Genomic DNA, 24,263 nt, shown 5'->3' with positions numbered 1-24,263 from the left:
TACTGGGCTACTTTACTGCAACGTCTGTTTCATCATCCATACTGGAAGCATCTAACATGGCGCGCGATAGTTTTTTACTTGGTTGAACGCCAAGGACCCGGAACTGTTCCACCTGTCTGACCAGGTTACCCTTGCCCGCTGTCAATTTGTTAAATGCACTGTCATAGTGTCTTTGGGTCACTTCAAGAGATTTCCCAATTTTATCCATATCCGTCACAAAGCCGGAAAACTTGTCATACAGTTTAGCTGCCTGTGCCGCAATTTTCTGGGCGTTCTGATTCTGGTATTCGTACTGCCATATATTATTAATGGTGCGCAAGGCAACCAGCAAATTGGTCGGGCTGACCAGCATAATATTGTGATTAAGCGCCAGAGAAACCAGTTCAGGCTCATGTTCTATAGCCAGCAAAAAGGCAGGTTCTATCGGAATAAACATGAGTACATAATCCAGCGTCTTGAGTTCGGCCAGTTCTTGGTAATCTTTGGCACCCAAGCCTTTAATATGCCCTTTTAATGACGCGACGTGTTCTTTTAACAGTTGTTGACGGGCTGTTTCATCATCTGCATTAAAATAGCGTTCGTAGGCTGAAAGACTGACTTTGGAATCAATGATGACATCTTTATCATTGGGCAAATGTACCACTACGTCCGGTTGTTGTAGGCGACCCTCGGCGCTGCGGGCGGACACCTGGGTTTCAAACTCATGACCTTCTCGTAAGCCGGACTCTTTAAGGATCCGCTCTAACACCACTTCCCCCCAATTGCCCTGCTTTTTGTTATCGCCTTTCAGGGCCATGGTCAATGCAGCAGCTTCTTCGGTGATTTTCTGGTTCAGAGATTTCAGCGACAGGATTTCTGTTTTCAGCGATGCGCGTTCCTGACCCTCGCGGCTGTACTGATCGTTAATTTGCCGTTTAAAACTTTCCAGTTGCTCTTTTAGCGGATTTAGCAGCGCATCCATGCCTGACTTGTTAGCCTGAGTGAAGGATTCGCTTTTTTCTGTAAAAATTTTATTCGCGAGGTTCTCAAACTGGGTTTGCAAGCGTTGTTCAGCCGCTTCCAGCATGGCTATTTTTTCCTCATTACTGCGTGAGGAATGTTCAAAACTGGCAGACTGGGCTTCATATTTGGCATTAAGATCTGACAATGACTGCCGGGTCTGGCTCAACGCATTTTGCTGTTCACGGTAATCAGCTTCCAGTCGCGTTAACTGTGCCGCTTTCTGGCCCATCTCCCCTACTTGTATCTGGCACTGATATAAGCGTTCCTGGGCAGCGGTCAGCTCGTTCTGTTTCGCTGTCAGTTGCTGGTTAAAATATGATTCTGCCTGTTCAGTTTGTTGCTGTAACACTAAGACTTGCTCACTGAGCGCTGAGCGTTCTTTACCGAAACGGCGCTGCGTAACAGCGTACGTCACAATAGCACCAGCCAGTAATCCGGCAGCACAGGCGCCACCCAGCAGCATCATTGCTTCTGTATTCATTCTTTTTCACCTGCAAATACAAAGACGGGCACCGTCTGGGGTGCCCGTTTAATCCTATAACAGCTAAGCTTTATTTAGCCAACTCACTGTCAAGTTCTTCAATTCTGGCTTTCCATATGGCTGGCCCTGTTTCGTGCGCATTGGCACCGGTGCTGTCCACAGCAACCGTCACAGGCATATCTTCAACCTCAAATTCATAGATTGCTTCCATCCCCAAATCCTCAAAAGCAACGACGCGGGATTTTTTAATGGCTTTGGATACCAGGTAAGCCGCTCCGCCCACTGCCATTAGATAGACAGCTTTGTGTTTAGCGATAGAATTAACGGTGGCAGGCCCACGCTCGGCTTTACCGATCATGCCGATAAGGCCGGTCTGTTCAAGCATCATATCGGTAAATTTATCCATGCGCGTAGCGGTGGTCGGGCCCGCAGGCCCGACCACTTCATCTCCAACTGCATCAACCGGGCCCACGTAATAAATAAAGCGGTTCGTCAAATCCACGCCATCAGGCAAACCTTCACCATTTTCCATCATGGTCTGAATACGTTTATGAGCAGCATCACGGCCGGTCAACATTTTGCCGGAAAGCAGCACTGTTTCACCGACTTTCCAATCCTGGATAGCTTCTTTGGTCACTTTATCCAGATTTACCCGGCGGGTATTAGCCCCAACTTCCCAAGTCACTTCCGGCCACTCTTCCAGCTTTGGCGCCTTCAACTCAGCAGGGCCGCTGCCGTCCAGATGAAAATGGGCATGACGGGTAGCCGCACAATTTGGAATCATTGCAACTGGCTTAGACGCAGCATGTGTTGGCACTGATTTAATTTTAACATCAACTACGGTAGTCAGTCCGCCCAATCCCTGTGCTCCGATGCCCAAATCATTTACCCGCTTAAAAATTTCCAGGCGTAGCTTTTCATCTGTGGTCTGCGGGCCCCGTTCCATAAGTTCCTGAATATCTACCGGATCCATCAGGCTTTCTTTAGCCAGCACAGAGGCTTTTTCTGCTGTGCCACCAATACCGATACCAAGCATCCCCGGCGGGCACCAGCCAGCACCCATCGTGGGCAGCGTTTTAACCACCCACTCCACAATATCATCGCTGGGATTAAGCATAACCATTTTCGATTTATTCTCAGAGCCGCCACCTTTGGCTGCGATCATCACTTCTACCTGGTCGCCCGGAACCATATCAATATGAACCACCGCTGGCGTATTGTCTTTAGTATTGGTTCGCGCACCAGCCGGATCGGCTACGATAGAAGCTCGCAAGGGATTGTCCGGGTTGGTGTAGGCGCGACGAGTACCTTCATCAACCATTTGCTGTACAGTCAGGTCAGTGTTGTCCCAGCTAACGCCCATACCGATTTTAACAAAGCAGGTGACGATACCGGTATCCTGACAAAGAGGTCGATGACCCTCTGCAGACATCCGGGAATTGATAAGAATTTGTGCCATAGCATCTTTCGCTGCCTGGCTTTCTTCTTTAAGGTAAGCCTGTTCAACCGCTTTTACGTAATCCAGAGGGTGGTAATATGAAATGAACTGCAAAGCATCTTCTATGCTGTCAATAAAGTCTTGCTGACGGATAACGGTCATGACGTCCTCTTTTACTTGCTTATTCGTGGTGTGTGCCGTGTAAAAATGCGTATACTAGCGTATCTGTCCCTGCGGCACCAACAAAACGCAGGTTATCCTTTATGTTAATTATCAGTGTTGTCAGACGCTGTTAATAAAAATCCAAATTGTCGTTATGAAGAATCAGGCTGAACAACAGCTAATTATAGAACCTATTCGTTCCCACCAGTCAATCTATCAACTTTTTGAACAGGTTGAGCAACAGCCATATGCAATGTTACTAGATAGTGGCAGTGCCGGGCGCTTCCATATTATGCTGTGGTCGCCGGCATGGGTGGTAAGTGCCAAAGCTGATAGCGTATGGGTGGAAGACAGACACAATAACCGAGTCGAGCATAGCGATGTGGCACCTCTGGCGTGCGTGGATGCGTTGATGCATCAACATTTGCCGGTGAGTCATCTAACCACCAACGATACTCAGTTGTACAACATGCTGCCATTTTTAGTGGGCGCAGCAGGCCTGTGCGGATACGATTTAGGCCGTTTCTATGAAGCCCTGCCCGCTACCAATGCTGATGAATACGACTGCCTGGATATGGCCATTGGTATCTTTGAGCAATCGGTTATAGCAGACAGTCGTACTGGCGCGCTTTACCACTGCCGACTTAGCCACCTTCCTGGTTTAGCGACGCAGTTAAAAGGCATCACCTCACAGGTTCAGCCGCCATTCGCGTTAAACAGTGCATGGTCATCTAATATGACCCAGAAGGTGTATACCGGTGCACTGGCTGGCATACATAAATATATAGTGGCCGGTGACTGTTATCAGATTAACATGGCGCAGCGGTTCAGCGCTCATTACAGTGGCAGTGAGTGGCAGGCATATCAGGCATTGCAACTTGAAAACAACACACCATTTTCAGCCTTTATGCGACTGCCTACGGGGTGTGTTTTAAGTATTTCGCCGGAACGTTTTATCAGTGTTAAACAAAACAAGGTCCAGACCAAGCCAATAAAAGGAACACGTCCGCGTTTTTCTGTGCCTGACGAAGATGAACAGAGTGCCCGGGATTTACTTGCCGCCACAAAAGATCGCGCTGAAAATCTGATGATAGTGGATCTGCTGCGAAACGATTTAAGTAAACATTGTAAAGCGCACAGCGTAAATGTTCCGCATCTTTTTGCGTTAGAGTCCTACGCTGCCGTACACCATTTGGTCAGTACTATCGAAGGTGAGCTCAAAGATGATGCCAGTCCACTGGATTTGCTGGCTGGTGCTTTTCCCGGCGGATCAATTACTGGCGCGCCTAAAGTGCGGGCGATGGAAATAATTGAGGAATTAGAGCCAAATCGTCGAAACATATATTGTGGCAGTTTCATGTACTATGGTGTAAAGCGGGATATGGATTCAAGCATCACAATTCGCACCCTGCTGGCCGAAAATGGTCAACTGTTTTGCTGGGCGGGAGGCGGTATCGTGCTTGACTCAAATGCTGAGGCTGAATATCAGGAGACCCTGGACAAAGTCTCTCGCATCCTGCCTGTATTGGATAAATATCGTGCATAAGTCAGAATTTATAAACCGCTTTCAGCATGCCCGCGCCGTTCATCAGGAGCCCGACTTCCCCCTAACTCGTCGCGGCCGGGATGCTGCCGTGTTGATCCCCATGCTGGATTTTCCTGATGGTTTACATGTTTTACTTACTGAACGCGCTCACCATTTGCGCCATCATGCCGGCCAGATAAGTTTTCCCGGCGGCGGCTATGAAGCGCAGGATGCGTCGCTGGTAGATACTGCCCTGCGCGAGTCGTATGAGGAGGTAGGCTTGCCACCGCACCATGTGGAAGTGATTGGCGCGCTGCCTAATTATCGCACCATCAGTGGCTATCATATTAAACCGGTTATCGGATTTGTTGAGCCCAGCTTTGAGTATCAGATAGACGATAATGAAGTGGCCAGTGTTTTTGATGTTCCATTATCTCACCTTATGGAAAAAAATAATCACCTGGTCCATCACACGACCCGTGAAGGACAGCGTTTTCCAATTTACTTTATCCCCTGGCAGAACCGAATGATTTGGGGGGCAACCGCTGCAATTTTGCGAAACCTGGCACATCATCTTGGCTGATTGCGTAATGGTATACCCTTATACGCAACAGTGTTATCAAGATTTGTTTACATTGAATTAGCTTTTCTTATCTGCTGATTAGCTTTTCTGTATTGTAGTTGTACCGACATGCAGGCAAGATCTGGCGTAGATTTTCATTGGGGATTTAATCACATTTATGATTAGTGTATTTGATATGTTCAGCATCGGAATCGGCCCGTCCAGTTCTCATACAGTAGGACCAATGCGAGCCGGTGCAGAGTTTGTATCAGAGTTAGCTCACGATGGTCAGCTTGAAGACGTTGACAGCATTAAAGTGGAACTGTTTGGCTCTTTAGGTCAAACCGGTAAGGGCCATGGTACCGGCAAAGCAGTTATCCTGGGGTTACTGGGCGAATCGCCAGAGACTATTGATGTGGATAGCATTGACGTTACTCTGGAAAATATACATGACTGTCAAAAGATTCTGCTCAATGGCAGCCATGAGGTAAAATTTCCCAATAAAAATGCCATTGTCTTTCACCGCCGCAAATCTTTGCCTCGTCATGCTAACGCACTGACATTTTATGCCTACAAGAAGGATGCACTTGTTAAAGAGCAGACTTATTATAGTATCGGTGGTGGATTTGTGGTCAGACACGAAGATTTTGACCAGGTTAAAGAGCACGCCATGTCGGTACAGGCAGAAGTGCCCTACCCGTTTAAGAGCGCTGAAGCGTTGCTAGAAATGTGCAAAGCTAACGGCATGTGTATCAGTTCATTAATGCTTAAAAATGAAGCAGTACATCGTCCGGTACACGAAGTAAAAGATAAGCTATATGAAATATGGCAGACCATGAAATACAGCGTACAGCGTGGTATCGAAAGCGAGGGTATTTTACCCGGCGGACTGAAGGTGGTTCGTCGCGCGCCGGCACTGTATCGTCGTTTGCAGACAGAACATACAACTGATCCTATGCAGACCATGGACTGGGTTAATTTGTTTGCTCTGGCGGTAAATGAAGAAAATGCAGCCGGTGGTCGCGTTGTCACTGCGCCGACCAACGGTGCCGCGGGTATTATACCAGCCGTACTGCACTATTTTGACAAATTTATCCGCCCTGTTGATACAGAGACCGCCGCACGATTCCTATTAACAGCGGGCGCGATTGGTATCCTGTACAAAGAGAATGCCTCAATTTCCGGCGCTGAGGTAGGATGTCAGGGAGAAGTAGGCGTTGCATGTTCCATGGCGGCTGGTGCGCTGACCGAAATAATGGGCGGCTCCATTCTGGCAGTGGAGAACGCCGCTGAGATTGGAATGGAACACAACCTGGGACTAACCTGTGATCCCGTTGGCGGACTGGTTCAGGTTCCCTGTATTGAACGTAATGCCATGGGCGCAATAAAAGCGATCAATGCGTCTCGTCTGGCAATGCGTGGCAGCGGTGAACATAAGGTGTCGCTGGATAAAGTTATCAAAACCATGCGTGATACCGGTAACGATATGAAAACAAAATACAAAGAGACCGCACGAGGCGGTCTGGCTGTAAATATCATCGAATGTTAGATAATAATGGGACGCTACTTTACCGGTAGCGTCACACCTTTGAACATCTTTTCGACTTCATCGTTATTTTTTAACATCATCGCTTTTTCTACCTTGTCCTTGGTCAGATGCGGGGCAAAGCGCTCAATAAAATCGTACATATAGCTGCGCAAAAAAGACCCCTTTCTAAAGCCAATTTTGGTGGTACTGTAATCAAACAGATGACTGGCATCAATTTTAACCAGATCACTATCCAGCTCTTCACTGACTGCCATCGAAGCAATAACTCCAATCCCTACGCCCAGCCTTACATAGGTTTTAATTACATCTGCATCGGTTGCGGTAAATACGATTTTAGGATTCAGGCCAGCACGCTCAAATGCCTGATCCAGTTCAGAGCGACCGGTAAAACCAAACACATAAGTGACCAGCGGGTACTCAGCAATATCGCTTATATCAATGCTGGTTTTTTTAGACAGTGGGTGGTCTTTATTAACGATGACACTGCGATTCCAGTGATAACAGGGCAACATTACCAAGTCATTGTAAAGATGCAGCGCTTCGGTCGCTATCGCAAAGTCAGCCTCGCCTTTTGCTGCCAAATCCGATATCTGCGACGGCGTCCCCTGATGCATGTGTAAGGAAACCCGCGGATATTTATGCATAAACCCCTGGATAACATCGGGTAATGCATACCTTGCCTGCGTATGTGTTGTGGCAATATTTAGCTTTCCCTGGTCCGGCAATGTATGTTCACGAGCCACTGATTTAATGCTTTCCACTTTGGCCAGAATCTGACGCGCGATATCTATTACATCACGGCCGGCATCGGTAACATGTGTCAGGTGCTTGCCGCTGCGTCCGAAAATTTGTACGCCCAGCTCATCTTCCAGCATGCGCACTTGCTTACTGATGCCCGGTTGAGACGTGTATAAGCTTTCTGCCGTAGCCGATACATTCAGGTTATTATTGACGACTTCTACAATGTATCTGAGTTGCTGTAATTTCATGCGTAATGGCCCTTCGCTACTGGCGCTTCCTGGTAAGTGTGTTAGTGTTATAACCAAAACCGGCATGCATTTCTATTGCCTTTTTCAGTTACACCATTACCCTTATATCAAAAACAAAGGCAAGTATTCAATTTATAGTGAATATTAGCATATGTGCCAACTGAAGTATGATACAACCTATATGCCAGAACCTACCGCATCGCCTGACCCAAAAATTGGATTTTCTACTGTATTGGCCGCTGCCGTACATGACATGAAAAACTCACTTTGCCTGCTGATTCAATCGATTGAAGAGCTTTCCGAGAGCATCGCACCGACTAATTTAAATGCCAGCAAACATGTCGCGGATGTGCACTATGAAGCAACCCGGTTAAACACCAGCCTGGTCCAAATTCTGTCGCTGTATCGCGCGCAATTGGAAACCCTGCCGATAACTGTCGATGAGCATTTTGTGGCAGATATTTTTGAAGATGTGCTTGGCGCGGTAAAATTGTCGGTGCGGCAACGGGATTTTACCGTTACAGTTGACTGCGATCCGGATTTGTCCTGGTACATGGACGGCGAACTCATTTATCTGTTGGTAAATGATGCAGTAATCAACGCACTAAGATATGGAAATAGGTCATTGCACATAAGTGCCCGACGAGAAAATGACACATTGTGTATCACTATTGAAGATGACGGCGAGGGATACCCTGAAACCATGTTAAAGCAAAGTCTTACAGAATTGTCTCGGTATGCCGTCAGCCAGGGGCGCACCGGGCTTGGCTTATATTTTGCCAGACTTATCGCCAGTGCTCACAGTCAGCGAGGTCAGAGCGGCGAGATATGCTTATCTAACGGCGGCCGACTGGGTGGGAGTGTTTTTGTGGTAAAAATACCGTAAACTCTGCCGTTATAAGAAAAAAGAATGTCTGAGGCCAACGGGCCGGTGACACAGTGAAAGCGATCGGAACCCATATCCATGTTCACCATTATAATCATCATGATAGTCGTGCTTATTATAGCCGCCATCTTTATCAATGCCCTGCAACAGCACCGGGCTAAAGTAGAGTCGGAACGGCGCGCAGAGATGTCCAGGCAACGGGTTATCGTGGATGAAACTGAGAACATTATCATGGCGTGTAGCAGCATGCCGGTATCAGCTCGTCTGATGCAGATCCTTTACAAGCGTTTATATAACGCATTAAAGGCAATGGGGGACGCTGGCGCCGGCGGTACTGATATCAAACGCCGACTGGATGAAGCAGAAAAAAGAACGCAGGAAGAGATCCCCGAAACCCAGAGCCTGAACGAATTTTCGTTGCCTGATAATGACAAAATGATTATTCAGTATATACAGGCGGTTAAAAAGCTGCGTACGTTGCTGCGCTCGGAGCATTCTAAGGGTAACGTTGATACCCGTAGTTTCATTGAAGAAGATAAAGCCCTAGAGCGTTTGCAACTTAAAACAAATGTAGAAACCCTCATAAAACGTGGGCGCGGTGCGATGCAATCAGGAATGCTAGGATCAGCCAGACAATATTTTGAGAAAGCCATCGGGGCGCTTGAGGGCCAGACTCAGCGCGACGAATATATCAATGCGCGTTTAAACCAGCTCAATGAGTGGCTGGAAAGCATTCAGAACAATTTGAAATCTGCCAATGCTGAAGACCGTGCCAAGCGAAAAGAAGAAGAACGTGATGAGCTTGATGAGCTTTTTGCACCTAAGAAAAAGTGGTGATGGTTCCTTCACTTCTTACAACTACACTCGCTGACGTTATATAACTTAAGTTAGCCTTAGTTTACATTTACAGCGTGTCATTGGTACACGCCTGAAAATGACTTGAAGGCCTGTCTTGTCGCCATACTAATTTAAGAAACAGTATCTTATTTTCTCTCAATTTTAAGTATTGCCGACAGAATCACTACCTATACAAAATCAAGAAATAAAAGAGTCGGTAAATGCTCAAAAATGTTTGCATTGGATTGTGCTTATTTTACTGTTTTAATGTGAACGGTCAGCTTATTAATAATATGCCTGTCAAAAAGCGATTTGATAGTCTGGAGCTCGTTAAGGTCTCTCCTCAATACAATGAATCAGACTATCTGGCGTTGATGAAGAGCAAAGCGTTTATCCATGAATTACTAAATAACGACACATGGCCGGGTGATCATCTTACACAAGAGCAAAACCTGGCAACCCTGATAAACGATTTGAATCAGTTTGATGCTGGCGAAAATTTCACCTTCCACATATTTGATGCGTCTGATCAGATTATAGGTTGCATCTATATTACGCCAACAATTGTAAATAAGAATGACATTCAGTTTAGTTCATTTTATTGGCTGGTACCTGAATATCAGGATCCCACGAAAGCCGCAGCTTTACGATACTCTGTTACTCAATGGTTGCTGAAAATGGACGGTGTAACGTCTGTCAATTTTCCTTTTAACGAGTGAGAAATAGACGGTATCCTTCCTTACGTGTCTATCTCTGGTAGTTTCCTCGTGCAGTTATACCTTACTGATATAGCCGCCTATCCAATGTCCTTTAACTATATTAACAATGATTGTCGCATAGCGTTTGACGGCTTCAGGCCAGTGATTCCAGACAGTGGTCCCACAACGCCTGTGCCGCCACAGAAAAACCCTGCCGGCTAGCCCGAATCATACCTACCCGTCTGACCAGCGGGTTATCGTTGATAGGCAGACATATTAAGCCATTGCGCTCCATTTGGCGTTGACACAATTGCGGCATAACTGAAACGCCCATCTTCTGTGCGATAAGTTGCCCCACGGAACCCAACTGGCCAGTCTCGGCAATAATATTCAGCGCGCCGTAACGCTGCGAAATCTGTTCTGTCCATTTACGTACCGCCGAGCCCCGGTTCATTGCTATCAGTGGACTTTTCAGCAGTTGTACAAAATCCACAGAGCGCTTTTGTGCTAAAGGGTGTGCCGGGTAAAGTACCGCGACAAACGCATCATTGAACAGCGGCGTAAACACACATCCTTCCGTGCTCTCTGGCTCAAAGGTAAAACCAATTTCGGCCCGGCCGGCTAATACCGCATCAATTGTATCTTCCATGACAACATCCAATATCCGCAAGCGAATATTGGGAAAGTTGCTATGATACTTTCTTAAAAGCTCAGGCAGCCTGGACTCTGCAAATGACGGCATCGCGGCAATGGTAAGCTTCCCCTGCCGGACAGAAAATAAGTTTTGCATCTCTTCCAACGTATCATCCCACTCGTGAATCAAACGCCGGGCGCTGGGCAACAGGGTTTCACCCTCGGGCGTTAATTGTACCCGGCGCGTACTGCGGCTAAACAACTTACCACCTAACTGCTCTTCCATTTTTTTGATGGCGCTGGATAGCGCTGGCTGAGTGAGGTGTAGTTTCTCAGCAGCTTCAGCAAAGGTTGATGATTCAGCGACTTTCAGAAACGCCAGCATATTACGGTACGAAACAGACATAATTGATAAATTTTATTTATTAATACTGATATAAAATTAATTTTACAAAATTTTTGCAAGGGCAGATACTCTTAATTGTATTTTCCATAATGAAAGGAGCGTCAGATGTCAGGTTTCGATAAAGTCGTGACCAGCTATGAAGAAGCGATGCAGGGACTCACGGATGGAATGACCGTGATTGCCGGTGGTTTCGGGCTGTGTGGAATCCCGGAAGGATTGATTGGTCAGATAAAGACGATGGGCGTCAGAGACCTTACGGTTGTATCGAATAACTGTGGGGTTGACGGTTTCGGTCTTGGAATCCTGCTGGAAGACCGCCAAATAAAAAAAATGGTCTCATCCTATGTGGGCGAAAATGCGCTATTTGAAAAGCAATTACTCGCCAATGAGTTAGAGGTAGAGTTGACGCCCCAGGGGACGCTGGCTGAAAAGATGCGTGCCGGCGGCGCTGGTATTCCGGCCTTTTACACTGCCACGGGATACGGTACACCAGTGGGCGAAGGTAAAGAGGTAAAAGAGTTTAATGGTCGTCCGTATATTCTGGAAGAATCTGTAACCGGAGATTTTGCTATTGTAAAAGCGTGGAAAGCCGATCGTTATGGCAACTGCATTTACCGGCATACTGCACGCAACTTCAACCCTATGGCAGCTACAGCGGGTAAAATCACTGTGGTAGAAGTCGAGGAAATTGTGGAAGCAGGCGAACTGGATCCTGCCCATACTCATACTCCTGGCATTTACGTGGACAGAGTTATCAAAGGTAGCTTCGAAAAACGTATTGAGCGAAAAGTACTGGCAAAGGAGGAGCGTTGAGATGGCATTATCCAGAGATCAAATTGCAAAACGGGTTGCCCGGGAATTTAAGGACGGCAGTTACGTCAACCTTGGTATTGGCATCCCTACCCTGGCCGCGAATTATGTCCCTGAGGGGATTGATGTAATGCTTCAGTCTGAAAACGGGTTGCTTGGAATGGGCCGGTACCCTACCGAAGAAGAGGTAGATGCGGATATGATCAATGCCGGCAAAGAAACGGTTACCGCAATCAAAGGCGCATCTATTTTCGACTCGGCTGAAAGCTTCGGAATGATTCGTGGTGGCCATGTCGACTTCACTGTTTTAGGTGCTTTTGAGGTTGATGTAAATGGCAACATCGCCAGCTGGATGATACCAGGTAAGCTTGTCAAGGGTATGGGCGGCGCCATGGATTTGGTGGCAGGTGCAAAGAACATCATTGTTACCATGACTCACGCTGATAAACATGGCAATTCTAAATTGTTGTCTGAATGTAAACTACCGCTGACCGGCGTAAATTGCATTACCCGGATCATCACCGACCTGGCCGTACTGGAAGTTAAAGATGGTGCTTTCCATTTACAGGAGCGCGCTCCAGGTGTCAGCGTAGAAGAGATTCGTGACAAAACTGCCGGGAAATTAATAGCTGAAGGCGATATTCCCGAAATGAAGGTATAACAATTTAGCCGGGTGCTCTGGAAAATCCGACGCCCGGTTTTATTCTATTTCTTTTCACGTCTTTTATTTGTTCGCTGCTTGATAGATAATGCGCCTGACTTCACTTAAAGGGCTTTGCTTTGCAGATCAGCGATCTTCCTGTACATCATAAAATAGTTTCACGTCTTGAAAGTAAGGGGTTTGAAGCCTTAACTGAAATTCAGGAAAAAACTCTCCTGCCAGCGATGAGTGGTAAGGATGTTATTGCCTCTTCGCAAACCGGATCAGGAAAAACGCTCGCGTTTCTCGTGCCGCTGATTAATCGTCTACTGACCCAAAAAGCGTTAAGTAAAAAAGATCCCAGAGCGATGATTTTGGCACCAACCCGGGAGCTGGCTAAACAGGTTTTCAGTGAAGCGAAGAGCCTGGTGTCACAGCTGAATATTCCCTGTGCGTTAATTGTAGGTGGCGAAAATTACAACACGCAGACCAAAGTGCTGCGAAAAAGTCCGGCCATTGTTATTGGTACAGCGGGAAGGATTGCTGATCATCTTGAGGATAAGACATTTTTCATCAATGGTCTGGAAATGCTGATATTTGATGAGGCAGATCGCATGCTCGACTTGGGATTTGCACCTCAGCTAAACATGATTAATCAATATGCTGATCACCGCAAACGGCAAACCATGATGTTTTCTGCGACATTAGATAACCTGGCACTGGATCACATCAGTAAGGCGCTTCTAAAAGCGCCTGTCCGCATCAGTGTAGGACTGGCCACAGCGGTCCATCAGGACATTAGTCAACGTATGTACTTTGCCGATAATATTGACCACAAAGATGCATTATTACAGCAATGTTTAAGTGATACCGAATACAATCAGGCAATTGTGTTTACCGCTACCCGCGAAGATACTGACCGTATCAGTGCGCTGCTAAATACTCACCATATGGAATCGGTCGCGCTACGCGGAGATTTACCGCAAAATCAACGCGCTCAAATTATGAGTGAATTCAGTCGCGGTCAGCACAGTATCCTGGTCACCACCGATGTAGCTTCCCGCGGCCTCGACCTGTTGAAAGTCGGGCTGGTTATTAACTTTGACTTGCCCAAACAGTCAGATGAATATATCCATCGAATTGGCCGGACAGGACGGGCCGGGCAGAAAGGTACAGCATTATCTTTGGTGGGCCCGAGAGACTGGCAAAGCTTCGAAAATATTAAAGCTCATGTGGACTACCCGGTAAGTTGTGCAGCGCATCCTGAGTTGCCCGCCCGTTTTACGGGTAAGAAAGAGAAAAAATCATCAACCGGAGCCGACCAAAAACAGTCACCGAAACAGGTAGCTAAGCCTGGCAGGGTACCCTCTGCGGCCAAAAAACGTGTGGATACCACAGCCGGTAAAGACGTTGGCCAAATGCCCATAAAACGCAAAAAAAGACAACCATCGCCTGAACAAGACGATGATTAATTGTAGCTGGCGGGCTGAACTGCCAGCACTTCATCTTGATTGCCAACCGTCATTTGCGAATACCAGACAGACGACTGTTTTTAGCCGGGTTGGCTTATGAAAAGAATGTATTGTTATTGATAATATAGCGGGGTATTTATATTACTTTCGGGCATCAATATCTCTACCAATCACAGATCCTTTTCTTGTTCATAAGCCCACAGGCCTGCGTATTTATTAAATGTATATTGGGCAAACATGATCGCATATAATAGCCCCCGGCTTCCATCTAATATCCCAAGTCTGAAAATATATATTTGCATAAAGCTGATTAATGCCCTGACTACAGCCACTGGCAGTCCGAAGCTTTTCTTCCCTTTTTCATGCTTCTTTTTTGCCATCAAAAGTGCATAGAGCCTGTTTTTATACAAAAGATGTTCAAAGTCTCGAATGGAGTAATGATTCAGGTATCCTTGTTTTATTAAGCCTGCGCCACCTTCATAAACAACCTTCTCATGGACGATTGCCCCATCAAATTTTGCATTAGCGCGCTCAAACAGTCGCATCGGAGCTCGGGCTGTCCTACCGAATCTAGTTGCCTTACCAAAAATAATATTTTTCCATCTTACTTTGTAGGCTTTATATTTTATAACATCTTGTTCTAACAAGTTAATTATTGCTTTGGCGAGTTTTTCATCCACTTCTTCGTCAGCATCTATTGATAAAACCCATTCACATGTTGCTTTTTCTAATGCACGTTGTTTTTGGATACCGTATCCCTGCCAATCAGTGATAAAAACATGACTGGTATATTCTCTTGCAATTTCAACTGTGTTATCAGTACTGCCTGAATCAAATACTATTATTTCGCTGGCGATATTTTTTACAGAATCCAGACATCTCCCAATTCTGTCTTCTTCATTTTTTGTGATAACGATTACTGACAATTGACGCACTACAAACATCCTTTTTACAACAATAATAAACATTATCAATTATACATAGCGACAAAGGCAATTTTAGTAATAAATAATTAGTATATTAATCGTAACAAGTTTTTAAAGAGGATAATAATCAAACGTTTACAAAACGACTATTCAGCAATTTTGAAGACCAATACTATTACTCAATTGTTGGTCGATACTGAAAATAGAAATAATACAACAATGTAGTTTCATTTACCTTTCCATCATGCCAACGGTTCAGATAGGCAATTGGTATTAATCGCCAGGTTACCCGCATTGTAGTTTGTGCGAATATTCTCACGGAAAATCCGATTTAACATCTTGCGTCTTGAGGTATTATAATAATTCTGTTCCTTAACCTTTTGGGGGTTCCATGTCGATAAAATGTCGCTACTGTGCAAAATGCGACAGTCTGTATGTTGGCTTGTGTGGCGGGCTTGTGGCGACTCTTATTGGACTCTTCACATTTATATTGCACTGGTCAATGTGGGATATGCGCGGTGGTCCTTTGCCGGGCTATAATATTTTACTGTATCCGGGCAACTTGACGCTGGCATACCTCTGGCACCCGCTTTTTACAGAAGAGCTACCGCTTTTGCAAAAGGCGGGACTGTTATTAACCGGTCAGTTTATGCTTGTAGGCTTAAGCGTTGCAGTGCTAAGAGCAGGGTTTGGTCTACTGGCTGTTTTCATTCGCCAACGCTGCTCATAGAAATCTGACGTTAAGTAAACATCTTAGATGGGCGTAATTCATACAATATAACGTCACTCTCCTGGCATCCATCTTCGGTAGAGATACTGTACTTAAGTAATAAATAGAATAGCCTTGAAAATAGAAAAATATCGCCACTGGCTATAAAAAGAGATTTGATTAAGACATAAAAAAAGCCTGATAACATCAGGCTTAATTACTATTCATACGGGAAATTAATATTCCCACCACCCTTCCTGCCACCAAGATAGAAACTCTTCAAAATCAATGTAACCATCATTGTTACTATCAATTAATTTAAAGCCTTCTTCAACATGACTGGCTTTGGTTTTTGGCGACAAAACAGTTAATAATTCGATAAATTCAGTCAAATCAATCTGACCGTTACCATCGCGGTCAAAAAAACTAAAATCGCTTCTTATTTCAGCGATTTTTTCTTCTGAAAGTTGGGCGCTCACTGGTTATCCCTATTTCTTACGTCTTAATAATCAGGTTTTCAGTGTACCGCCCTCATTGCTGGCTGTCTATGCCTGTTTTTGTCTGGCTTCCAACGCACGCTGGCGCTGCTCTTCAGCTTTTTCCTGACGACGCTTTTCCATCGCTTCACGAGCTTCAGTACCGACATGCTCTTCGTTTCTGGCCTTTGCCAGCTGAACTTGTTTTTCGCGTTCCCGAAAGCGTGCAATTTGATCGTCAGTATGCGTGCCGTAACAATGTGGACAGCTAACACCTGGCTCGTATTTCTCGCTTTGCTTGTCTTGCTCTGTAATAGGAAGGCGACAGGCATAACAAGCCTCATAGTGACTTTTTTGCAAATCGTGATTCACCGCTACCCGATTGTCAAATACAAAGCAGTCACCTTCCCACAACGACTCTTCCTTGGGTACGTCTTCAAGGTACTGAAGAATACCGCCTTCTAAATGATAAACCTCTTCGAAGCCCTGCTCCTTCATGTACGCAGTGGATTTTTCGCATCGAATTCCCCCGGTACAAAACATCGCCACTTTTTTGTGTTTTTTCGGATCCATATTGTCTTTTACGTACTGAGGAAACTCACGAAACGTTTTGGTATTAGGGTCAACCGCGTTTTTAAAGGTACCGATATCAATCTCATAATCATTGCGCGTGTCGACTACAAATACATCCGGATCGCTGATAAGCGCATTCCAATCAGAAGGCTTTACATAGGTGCCTACCGTTTCGCGGGGATCAATGCCTTCCACCCCCATAGTGACAATCTCTCTCTTAAGCTTAACCTTGGTGCGATAAAACGGTTGCTCTTCGTGAAGAGACTCTTTGGTGGAAATAGGATTAATGCGGGTATCGGCGTTTAGCCACGCCACAAGATTGTCAATGCCCTGTCGGGTACCCGATACGGTGCCATTGACGCCTTCAGAAGCAAGAAGCAACGTACCTTTTATCCCCTCTTCTTCCATCTTGGCTAAAAGGGGAGCCCGTAATTGCTGAAAATCTTCAAGCGTGACGAATTTGTACATCGCGCAAACGATATATTGAGACATAAAATTAACTACCTTTGCTAGTTGGAACGTAAAACCAGTGCAAAATGCGGCGGCGAATATAGCAAAAAGAGAGAAAAATTTCCAACGCGATTATCTACCCGAAGCTCAGATTAGTAGCGATTCCGAGCCGCGTATAACTTCGTCCAGCATTACAGGGGTTTCGGTAAGCGTAGTGTCAGGGCTTTCAGACCGCCATCTCTGCTGAGTCGCATAACTACAGTTCGCCAGTACCTCTGGCGCGACATGTCGGTGGTCATCTTTTACCGAAAGAGGATCAGGGTGCATGGCCCGCCAGAGCATTACCGAAGACGTATCATTAAAAGCTGTAAGTTTGCTGTAAATATTGGCTGTCTTAATATCATTCTGATCCGGCTGGGTTGCGGCCCGACGATAATGGCTGATGAACTCTGACTTTGACGATGTATCGTTAGCCTGGTCTGATGAGGGCTCGAAGGCAATGGTAGGGTTGCCTGGCTGCAGATGCATCGCCAGGTACAAGGAAAACAGCTGCGCATCTGATGAAGCACGGTTTAGTTGCCCGCCCCACTCAAGATTTTGCCTGTGCAACTCGCTGGCTTGTAAATTCACGTGCGCCACAAATTATGCCTGTCCGGTTATTCTACCTTTGCTATCGGTATATCAGACTAAACCTTTAATCTAAACGGGCATTGCTAAAACCCCGGCCTTAATGCGTATAATGTACTTCTTTTCCTGTGGTCGCCCGGTGTGGATCGGATTTTGTGTTATGAAGTATGCTGACAAACGGGTTCTTATTGTGGAGGACCAGCGCCCTTTCCTAATGTTATTGAAAGGGCTATTGCAATCCATGGGTGCAAAAGATGTAGTGACCCATACTGCAGCCGAGAAAGCGTTGACTGCTTGTCGCAAGGAAAAATTTGATATCGTGATTGCTGATTTACATTTAGGCAGCGATCAGAAAAACGGCTTTGAATTGGTAGAAGAGCTTCGCCAGGTCAGATTGATAAAGCCGTCCGCAGTTTTCATTCTCATCAGTGCTGACAGTGCCCGGCCCGTAGTACTTGGCTCAATAGAGCGGCGTCCGGATGACTATATCGTAAAACCATTTTCCCAGGCGCAGTTGAAAAGTCGCATCAACCGAGCCTGGCGTAAGCGTCAGGCGCTGTTACCCGTTTATCGCGCAATCCATGATCAAGAGATTGATACAGCAATCACAGCGTGCCGCGAAATTATTTCGCTGAATACGAGTTACCTTCACTCCACGGAGCTCTTGTTAACCCAATTATATTGGCAGAAGGAAGATTTTGAAAGTGCCCGTCAGTTATTAACACCTTACGAAAACGTGCCAAGCGCATTATGGATTCAAATCGCATTGGCCCGTACGTACTTATTTTGTGAGGAGCCTCAACAGGCTCTGGCGCTATGCGAAAAGATACTTAAACAAAATCGCTTTTCGGCCGAGGCCTACGATATTATTGCCAGCGCCAGACAACAACTTGCTGAAGGCGATGCAGCAATTGCTGCTATTACCCATGCAGTGAAGCTATCGCCATACTCTTTACCCAGATTTATCACGGCCTGCGATATCGCAAGAAAAAATAATGATTTTGTATTTGCGCATGAAGCATGCGCGGCTATCTGGAAGCTTACCAGGCACACGGCCAATCAACATATCGCTCACTGGTGCACTTATATAAGAAGTATGTTGGATGTCGCTGAACATACCGAAGAAAAACGACTTAAAAACCGTTATCAGCAAGAGGCACTTCTGCACTTACAGCGGGGCCGACATGATGAGCGCATAAGCCGTTTAGACCCTGATTTTGACTTCGATATTTTTGAACAAATGGTTATGGCCCGAATGGCCGCGCTGGATGGAAAATTTATCGATGCCAAGCATGCTCTGTTCATCTCGCAGCGGGATATCGACGCTAAATACGACTCATTTCCCGTCATATATGCCCAGGATTCGCTGAATGTAATGCTTGAATTGGGAGAGTTCGAAGACGCGCAGCCGATTATCAACTTGCTTAATAACACGCCTGAAGACAACAATGCATTTGTACCTGTACAGCAGATCTCTGATGCTTCGGCCCAGCGACATAAAGCCTATCTTCAGCATAATCGCGAGGGGATAAGTTTATATCAGCAGGGGAAATTTGAACAAGCACGCGAACAATTTAACCTGGCTCAGGGTTTTGCTCCACTCAATACAGGGGTTGCGCTTAACCTGATCCAATGTATTTTGAAACTGACCCATGGCCGTAAGACCAGTAATGATGAGCTGGTTTCTCAGTGCCGGAAACTGAATAAGTTACTTAACGATATTCCACTCAAACCTCAGCACCAACAGAAATTTGATGGCTTGCGCCAGGAAATTGATGAGCTACTCGGGTCAGGCAATTAATACCCAACATAAACAAAACATAAAATGTTTCGTTAGACCTTGCCAGTCCTGCCTCTCCCGCTTTGTTGCTGTATAGACGAAAGTTATTCCGATCTAAAGTGAGACGAACAGCGCACTGTTCTTGCTACCTTTCCACTATGTATTGCAACAGTCTTCGGGCGTTCCTTAGGTGCCGAGGTAGTCAGCACAGGAAAATTTACGCAAGCAGGATAGCTTAGTGATGCAGGCCTCAACGTCAATCAACATGCCTTAGTATTAGATGATGACGTCACTAAGCGAACAGTAGATAGCGGGGCCTGGTTTCGGGAGACGGGAATACTTTCGTAGGTTGAGATCTCGCTCAAGCCTTATCCTTAATCTGAATTTTGCTAAAAAACTAAGACACGCTACAAGGTGGTTATTATAGCGCTCATCAGCGCTAGGCTCTGCCCCCACCGGTACATAACTTGCAAGAATTTTCTTACACTTACATAAGCTTGTAAGTATCACGAAGAATGCGTAATGCATTTTATTCAAGATCTGTCCTTTAGCGGAGCATCGAGGAAACTATGAGCAATAAACACCTAATTAGTACCATTGGTATAGGGCTTGCTGCAGCATCTGCGAGTATGTTAACACGGAAAAGTGTGCAAAAATCCTGGGAAAAAATTACCAACGAGCCCGCCCCTAAAGATAAATCCAGTGAGGAAATAGATCTCAAAGAAGCCATTACGTGGGCGATGATTTCAGGCGTGGGTGCAGGCCTGGCCAGGATGGTTGTTCATTATGCTGTCGATAAGCATAAATCTAAGTAACTATCTTGTGTTAGCTTCACTCTGAGTTACTAATGCATGTTTAAGAAATTATACTACGCGCGCAGGCTAGCCCTTCAGAAACCATCGTAATGTATCGGGATTATCCGGTGCAGTTACTGTGTTGAGAACTTCCCTCACAGAATGTGCTGGCCTTGTGCTCATGTTGATTCTTTCCACAAATACAACAAATTATTCACTCTGTGTGGCTTGTCCGCGGAGTCCCCAATTCGGGTCCACGCTTAGTCGATAACCGGCAACAAGATTATTTAACATCGAAAGCAACTGCCTTTTTACATATAATCTGAGTCAAGCATGTTTTATTACTGATATACTTTATGCTTAGTAGTAACGCGTAGCGTCGTATCTGAGTACTTTCCCAAAAACCTGCTGTAAGCCCCGGCTGCAGGGAGGCTGGTGAAAATCTATATACCCGTACGTAGATATTTACGGGTATACAAATCCAGAGACATTCTGCCACATTACTGGAATCGCTTATCCAGGTGCGGTCCTGCGTGAGCCGTTACGTAGCAAGCCATACAAAAAAGGCTGCAACTGATGCTTTTTTGAAACCATAAAATATGAGGTTTAGAGATGACAAAATTTGATGAAAGAGTAAAAGAGCTTGTTGATAAACACCCTAACCTGACCAGAGATGAAGCGATAAAAATTGTTACTGAAAAAAATGCAAGAAAAAAACTTAAAAGAGAGAAAAAATTAGAAAAAAATAGTGATAAAAAATCCTCTGATATATAAATAGAGCCGGTAAAGGCTCGTCCGCCGTGAAAGAGATATATGCTTTTATGAAAAACGCTCATTTACTCTCATACAATTAATCGATACCTGAAGTTTTATCACTGAAAACATCAAAATACTCGAAACCGAATGCCGCATAAATTCTTAAAAGTACGTATACTGCAGTTGATATAACCAGCAAAGCCAGATTGATAAGGCGGGCAACCGCCGGAATAATTACGAGACATCGATTTTTTTGCTCTTTAAAAAAACATATTCCAGAGAATGTTAACGTGAAATGTACAAAATTCCGCATCACTTCAAAGGTAAAGAGCGTTATAGCTTCTACCACGTTAATGTTGCTCTTCATCTTTACATAGAATCATTTACCGCAGGCATTGCACTGAACGATGGCATAATACAACTGACCGCCACAAAACTGAACGTCACGGGCCACCGATCAGCTAGACTACTCTTTTACAAAGCAAGTATATGACAGCGACAAAAAGACAGTAATAATATGGTTGTCACAAATAGATAAAATAATTCTCGGCGTGTCAGTAGCTTACCCCCTGCGTTTTACAACCGGTTGAACGCAGGCATCCGTTCAAATCCGTACTGTGTTAACGCCCATCGCAACTTTCCGAATTAGAAAATTAAAAAGAAAGATCGAACCCCGCTATGTTGACACTACAACAGCGATACGCCCAATGACTAAATACACCGTTGTTGATGTTATTGAGTCCATCAGTGGCAATATGTAAAACGTTCACATCAATATTTCTTTAATAAAATATAGAGTGGGAAAACACAGTTTATCCACTTAGCACGATGCGTTTATCGCGCTGTGGGTACTGTATGCAAAGCCTGTTTTTACGAGAATGTAGTTTCGGTAGTAAGGTCGGAGTATGGGCAGTAGCGTAGAAAATGATTTGCCTGAGTACGGATCATCTGCTCATTCCAGGCAAGCTTCACTGAATGATAAAAATGGCTAACTGAAAATTTTTGTACGGTGGTGGAGTGGTTGACGTCTGACAATTATCTTTTTCAGATTACGCCGGCATCACAGCCGGCGGCCAGGTCTATTTTTGTAAATCCCGTATATCTTCAAGCCATTCATCTACTTTATCCAGTAAATGTTCTTTTTGGTCAGGTGTCATCGTCGGGGCCAGTTCGCTGGCCATATTCAGATACTGCTGACGATTTTCATCTCGCAATGCCAGATAAGTATCACTGCGGTATTCATCAGGATTATTCATCAGATAAGTCAAATCCTGCTCAAAGTTTTCGTTACTATCGCGGGTTATAAACAAGCGGCGTGCAGCATTTTGAATATCCCGACGAAACGCTATCCAATGCATTCCTGAACGATTAAATTGTGCGGCATAACGCGCAATGATGTCTTCCTGCTGGTCAGTTAAATCACCAAGTCTGTCTTCAAATTCTTCTTCTATGTCCTCTGTAAGTTCTTCGAGACGCTCATCTGCGCTTTCCTCTTGCGCTTCCCTAATATTCTCTTCCTCTTCTTCATTTTCTTTTTCCAATGCAGCAAACAGGTAGACAATCTGTTCGTCATCGAGCCGGGTGGCCAGCTTGGCCAGCTCTGGAGCAAGTTTATTTCTGATAGCATCGATATGCTGTTTGCCCTGGTCCAGATGATAAGCAATGGTTTCTTTATCTAACTCATCATTGCGAATATGTTGCTGAAGCTGTTGCAGTTGTTGTTCGTACTTTGATAATTCCTCGCTTCGATGCCAGTCTATCCAGGCATCCAGCTTTTCATCAAATACTGCTTCCTGTCTGTCGTTGAGCTCAACATAATCATCCATGTACCAGTAGATAAGCCAGTCGAGATTGTCATAAGCAAGTTTTGAGGAGCATCCGCCCGTCACCACAATTACTATCAATAAAAGCCACTTTTTCATTAATCTTCCTGAATGTTTCGTTTTTTGATGGTCGTTGACAAATCTGTTATGCCTGAGATACGAATAAAACAGATATTCAGACTGTTCACTTTGCTTAAGAGCCTAGTTTACGTATAAAGTTGCCAAACGCCTGACTTAAAAGGTTTCAAATTGTGACAAAACATATCGCTATTTTAACTTCCGGTGGTGATGCCCCGGGGATGAATGCTTGTATACGAGCAATTGTGATTGCCGCTGACCGGCAGGGTTATCAGGTATCGGGTTATTTACGTGGCTACAACGGTTTACTCGATGACCAGCGCATTAAATTAACCTGTGAACGTATGCACAATCTTTTGCAGCAGGGGGGAACGATTTTACATAGTGCACGTTGCAAGCCCTTCGCCACGCATGAGGGACAACAACGCGCTGCAAATAATCTGACATCTGCAGGTATTGATACGCTATTTATTATTGGCGGAGACGGATCGTTTCGTGGCGCGCATGCGCTGGGTAAATTATGGTCAGGGCAGATTATTGGTTTACCGGGTACCATTGACAATGATGTTGCCGGTACAGACGCTACCATCGGCTATTATACGGCGATTGAAACGGCAGTATCTTCCATTGATAAGGTCAGAGATACAGCTGACGCATTCGATCGTGTATTTCTCGTGGAAGTAATGGGTAGACACGCTGGTTTTCTTGCGCTTAATGCAGCGCTGGCCTCAGCGTCAGATTATGTCATCCTGCCTGAGCTGTTTGAGGATGAAGAAAAGACCCTGGCTCAAATTAGCAAACAGATTAAACAACGTCAGCAGAAGCGCGGGCCTGTGAGCTATGTCATTGTACTTGCGGAAAATGTCTGGCCCGGCGGTATTAATGATCTGTGTGAACGTTTGGCTAAACGAAGCGAAATGGACGCTAAGCCTGTTATTCTTGGCCATGTGCAACGCGGGGGAACGCCGGTGAGCCAGGACCGAATCTTAGCGGTAAAGCTGGGCACTTATGCGGTCTCTTTGGTGGGAACAGCGGTTAGTGGCGTGATGGTCGGCACAAATGAACATAGATCCGTCACGGTACCACTGCCACAAACCTGGGAAAAAACGAAGGCCCTGGATGAGGATTCTTTAACAACGATGACCACGCTGATGAATCATCGCTATAAATAATGTCCTGCA

The 24,263-nt window shown here is 45.4% G+C and carries 23 protein-coding genes; 14 read left to right on the top strand and 9 right to left on the bottom strand.

Annotation, left to right across the window (positions count from 1 at the left end; all coding sequences use genetic code 11):
* Positions 1-7: 7 nt before the first annotated feature.
* Both rmuC and F458_RS0102135 read right to left on the bottom strand, forming a co-directional pair.
* Entirely contained in the window at positions 8-1,483 is a 1,476-nt protein-coding gene (rmuC, locus tag F458_RS0102140; RefSeq protein ID WP_018981729.1) for a DNA recombination protein RmuC, read from the bottom strand.
* Positions 1,484-1,553: 70 nt separating this feature from the next.
* Positions 1,554-3,083: a fumarate hydratase gene (locus F458_RS0102135; RefSeq protein ID WP_018981728.1), complete on the bottom strand. Its 1,530-nt coding sequence runs from the start codon at positions 3,081-3,083 to the stop codon at positions 1,554-1,556.
* A gap of 154 nt (positions 3,084-3,237) precedes the next feature.
* Between F458_RS0102135 and pabB the strand changes: the two genes are divergently transcribed.
* The 3 genes from pabB (at position 3,238) to F458_RS0102120 (ending at position 6,719) form a co-directional block, all read left to right on the top strand.
* Positions 3,238-4,629 carry an aminodeoxychorismate synthase component I gene (gene pabB, locus F458_RS0102130; RefSeq protein WP_018981727.1) on the top strand — a complete coding sequence of 464 codons (1,392 nt, stop codon included), beginning with the start codon at positions 3,238-3,240 and terminating at the stop codon, positions 4,627-4,629.
* Positions 4,622-5,191: a CoA pyrophosphatase gene (locus F458_RS0102125; RefSeq protein ID WP_018981726.1), complete on the top strand. Its 570-nt coding sequence runs from the start codon at positions 4,622-4,624 to the stop codon at positions 5,189-5,191. Before pabB ends, F458_RS0102125 begins: the two co-directional genes overlap by 8 nt.
* Positions 5,192-5,348: 157 nt before the next feature.
* The gene (locus F458_RS0102120) at positions 5,349-6,719 is read left to right on the top strand and encodes an L-serine ammonia-lyase (RefSeq protein ID WP_018981725.1); all 1,371 of its coding nucleotides are present in this window, start codon (positions 5,349-5,351) and stop codon (positions 6,717-6,719) included.
* 14 nt (positions 6,720-6,733) lie between these two features.
* On the opposite strand, the gene cysB is transcribed toward F458_RS0102120, so the two are convergent.
* A complete protein-coding gene (gene cysB, locus F458_RS0102115) occupies positions 6,734-7,708 on the bottom strand; it encodes an HTH-type transcriptional regulator CysB (protein WP_018981724.1) in 975 nt (324 codons plus the stop codon).
* A 181-nt stretch (positions 7,709-7,889) separates the two neighbouring features.
* Between cysB and F458_RS0102110 the strand changes: the two genes are divergently transcribed.
* The 3 genes from F458_RS0102110 to F458_RS0102100 all read left to right on the top strand — a co-directional run bounded on the left by F458_RS0102110 (position 7,890) and on the right by F458_RS0102100 (position 10,150).
* On the top strand, positions 7,890-8,594 hold the full coding sequence (locus F458_RS0102110; RefSeq protein ID WP_026294426.1) for a sensor histidine kinase: 705 nt from the start codon (positions 7,890-7,892) through the stop codon (positions 8,592-8,594).
* Positions 8,595-8,672: 78 nt separating this feature from the next.
* The gene (locus tag F458_RS0102105; RefSeq protein ID WP_018981722.1) at positions 8,673-9,431 is read left to right on the top strand and encodes a hypothetical protein; all 759 of its coding nucleotides are present in this window, start codon (positions 8,673-8,675) and stop codon (positions 9,429-9,431) included.
* Between the two features lie 221 nt (positions 9,432-9,652).
* Positions 9,653-10,150, top strand: a complete 498-nt coding sequence (locus F458_RS0102100; protein WP_018981721.1) for a hypothetical protein — start codon at positions 9,653-9,655, stop codon at positions 10,148-10,150.
* A gap of 133 nt (positions 10,151-10,283) precedes the next feature.
* On the opposite strand, the gene F458_RS0102095 is transcribed toward F458_RS0102100, so the two are convergent.
* Positions 10,284-11,168 carry a LysR family transcriptional regulator gene (locus F458_RS0102095; RefSeq protein WP_018981720.1) on the bottom strand — a complete coding sequence of 295 codons (885 nt, stop codon included), beginning with the start codon at positions 11,166-11,168 and terminating at the stop codon, positions 10,284-10,286.
* Positions 11,169-11,273: 105 nt separating this feature from the next.
* On the opposite strand from F458_RS0102095, the gene F458_RS0102090 reads away from it, so the two are divergent.
* The 3 genes from F458_RS0102090 (at position 11,274) to F458_RS0102080 (ending at position 14,090) form a co-directional block, all read left to right on the top strand.
* Complete coding sequence (locus F458_RS0102090) at positions 11,274-11,981, top strand: CoA transferase subunit A (RefSeq protein ID WP_018981719.1); 708 nt, start codon at positions 11,274-11,276, stop codon at positions 11,979-11,981.
* A gap of 1 nt (position 11,982) precedes the next feature.
* Positions 11,983-12,639, top strand: coding sequence for a CoA transferase subunit B (locus tag F458_RS0102085; RefSeq protein WP_018981718.1), 657 nt, complete (start codon positions 11,983-11,985; stop codon positions 12,637-12,639).
* A 119-nt stretch (positions 12,640-12,758) separates the two neighbouring features.
* Positions 12,759-14,090, top strand: coding sequence for a DEAD/DEAH box helicase (locus F458_RS0102080; protein ID WP_018981717.1), 1,332 nt, complete (start codon positions 12,759-12,761; stop codon positions 14,088-14,090).
* A gap of 170 nt (positions 14,091-14,260) precedes the next feature.
* Here the strand turns inward: F458_RS0102080 and F458_RS0102075 are convergent, their stop codons facing one another.
* On the bottom strand, positions 14,261-15,034 hold the full coding sequence (locus F458_RS0102075) for a glycosyltransferase family 2 protein (RefSeq protein ID WP_211213183.1): 774 nt from the start codon (positions 15,032-15,034) through the stop codon (positions 14,261-14,263).
* A gap of 439 nt (positions 15,035-15,473) precedes the next feature.
* On the opposite strand from F458_RS0102075, the gene F458_RS0102070 reads away from it, so the two are divergent.
* Entirely contained in the window at positions 15,474-15,746 is a 273-nt protein-coding gene (locus F458_RS0102070) for a hypothetical protein (RefSeq protein ID WP_156824140.1), read from the top strand.
* A gap of 215 nt (positions 15,747-15,961) precedes the next feature.
* Here F458_RS0102070 and F458_RS0102065 read toward each other — a convergent pair whose 3' ends face one another.
* The 3 genes from F458_RS0102065 to F458_RS0102055 form a co-directional block, all read right to left on the bottom strand.
* Complete coding sequence (locus F458_RS0102065) at positions 15,962-16,204, bottom strand: EF-hand domain-containing protein (RefSeq protein ID WP_018981714.1); 243 nt, start codon at positions 16,202-16,204, stop codon at positions 15,962-15,964.
* A 66-nt stretch (positions 16,205-16,270) separates the two neighbouring features.
* A complete protein-coding gene (trhO, locus tag F458_RS0102060; RefSeq protein WP_026294424.1) occupies positions 16,271-17,266 on the bottom strand; it encodes an oxygen-dependent tRNA uridine(34) hydroxylase TrhO in 996 nt (331 codons plus the stop codon).
* A gap of 105 nt (positions 17,267-17,371) precedes the next feature.
* Entirely contained in the window at positions 17,372-17,863 is a 492-nt protein-coding gene (locus tag F458_RS0102055) for a VC2046/SO_2500 family protein (protein WP_018981712.1), read from the bottom strand.
* A 148-nt stretch (positions 17,864-18,011) separates the two neighbouring features.
* On the opposite strand from F458_RS0102055, the gene F458_RS0102050 reads away from it, so the two are divergent.
* The 3 genes from F458_RS0102050 to F458_RS20815 all read left to right on the top strand — a co-directional run bounded on the left by F458_RS0102050 (position 18,012) and on the right by F458_RS20815 (position 21,199).
* Positions 18,012-19,652 carry a response regulator gene (locus F458_RS0102050; protein ID WP_018981711.1) on the top strand — a complete coding sequence of 547 codons (1,641 nt, stop codon included), beginning with the start codon at positions 18,012-18,014 and terminating at the stop codon, positions 19,650-19,652.
* Between the two features lie 548 nt (positions 19,653-20,200).
* Positions 20,201-20,446, top strand: a complete 246-nt coding sequence (locus tag F458_RS0102045; protein ID WP_018981710.1) for a DUF4235 domain-containing protein — start codon at positions 20,201-20,203, stop codon at positions 20,444-20,446.
* 591 nt (positions 20,447-21,037) lie between these two features.
* Positions 21,038-21,199 (top strand): hypothetical protein, encoded by a 162-nt coding sequence (locus F458_RS20815; protein ID WP_018981709.1) that lies wholly within the window; start codon positions 21,038-21,040, stop codon positions 21,197-21,199.
* Between the two features lie 1,061 nt (positions 21,200-22,260).
* Here F458_RS20815 and F458_RS0102030 read toward each other — a convergent pair.
* Positions 22,261-23,103, bottom strand: coding sequence for a DUF6279 family lipoprotein (locus tag F458_RS0102030; RefSeq protein ID WP_018981707.1), 843 nt, complete (start codon positions 23,101-23,103; stop codon positions 22,261-22,263).
* 152 nt (positions 23,104-23,255) lie between these two features.
* Here F458_RS0102030 and F458_RS0102025 point away from each other — a divergent pair, with 152 nt between their 5' ends.
* Positions 23,256-24,254 (top strand): ATP-dependent 6-phosphofructokinase, encoded by a 999-nt coding sequence (locus tag F458_RS0102025; protein ID WP_018981706.1) that lies wholly within the window; start codon positions 23,256-23,258, stop codon positions 24,252-24,254.
* Positions 24,255-24,263: the final 9 nt, after the last annotated feature.

Origin of the sequence: Salinimonas chungwhensis DSM 16280 (assembly GCF_000378185.1) — a bacterium.
GTDB classification, from domain to species: Bacteria; Pseudomonadota; Gammaproteobacteria; order Enterobacterales; family Alteromonadaceae; genus Alteromonas; species Alteromonas chungwhensis.
Note: the sequence above shows the minus strand (reverse complement) of the source record. Positions and strands in the feature narration are given on the sequence as shown.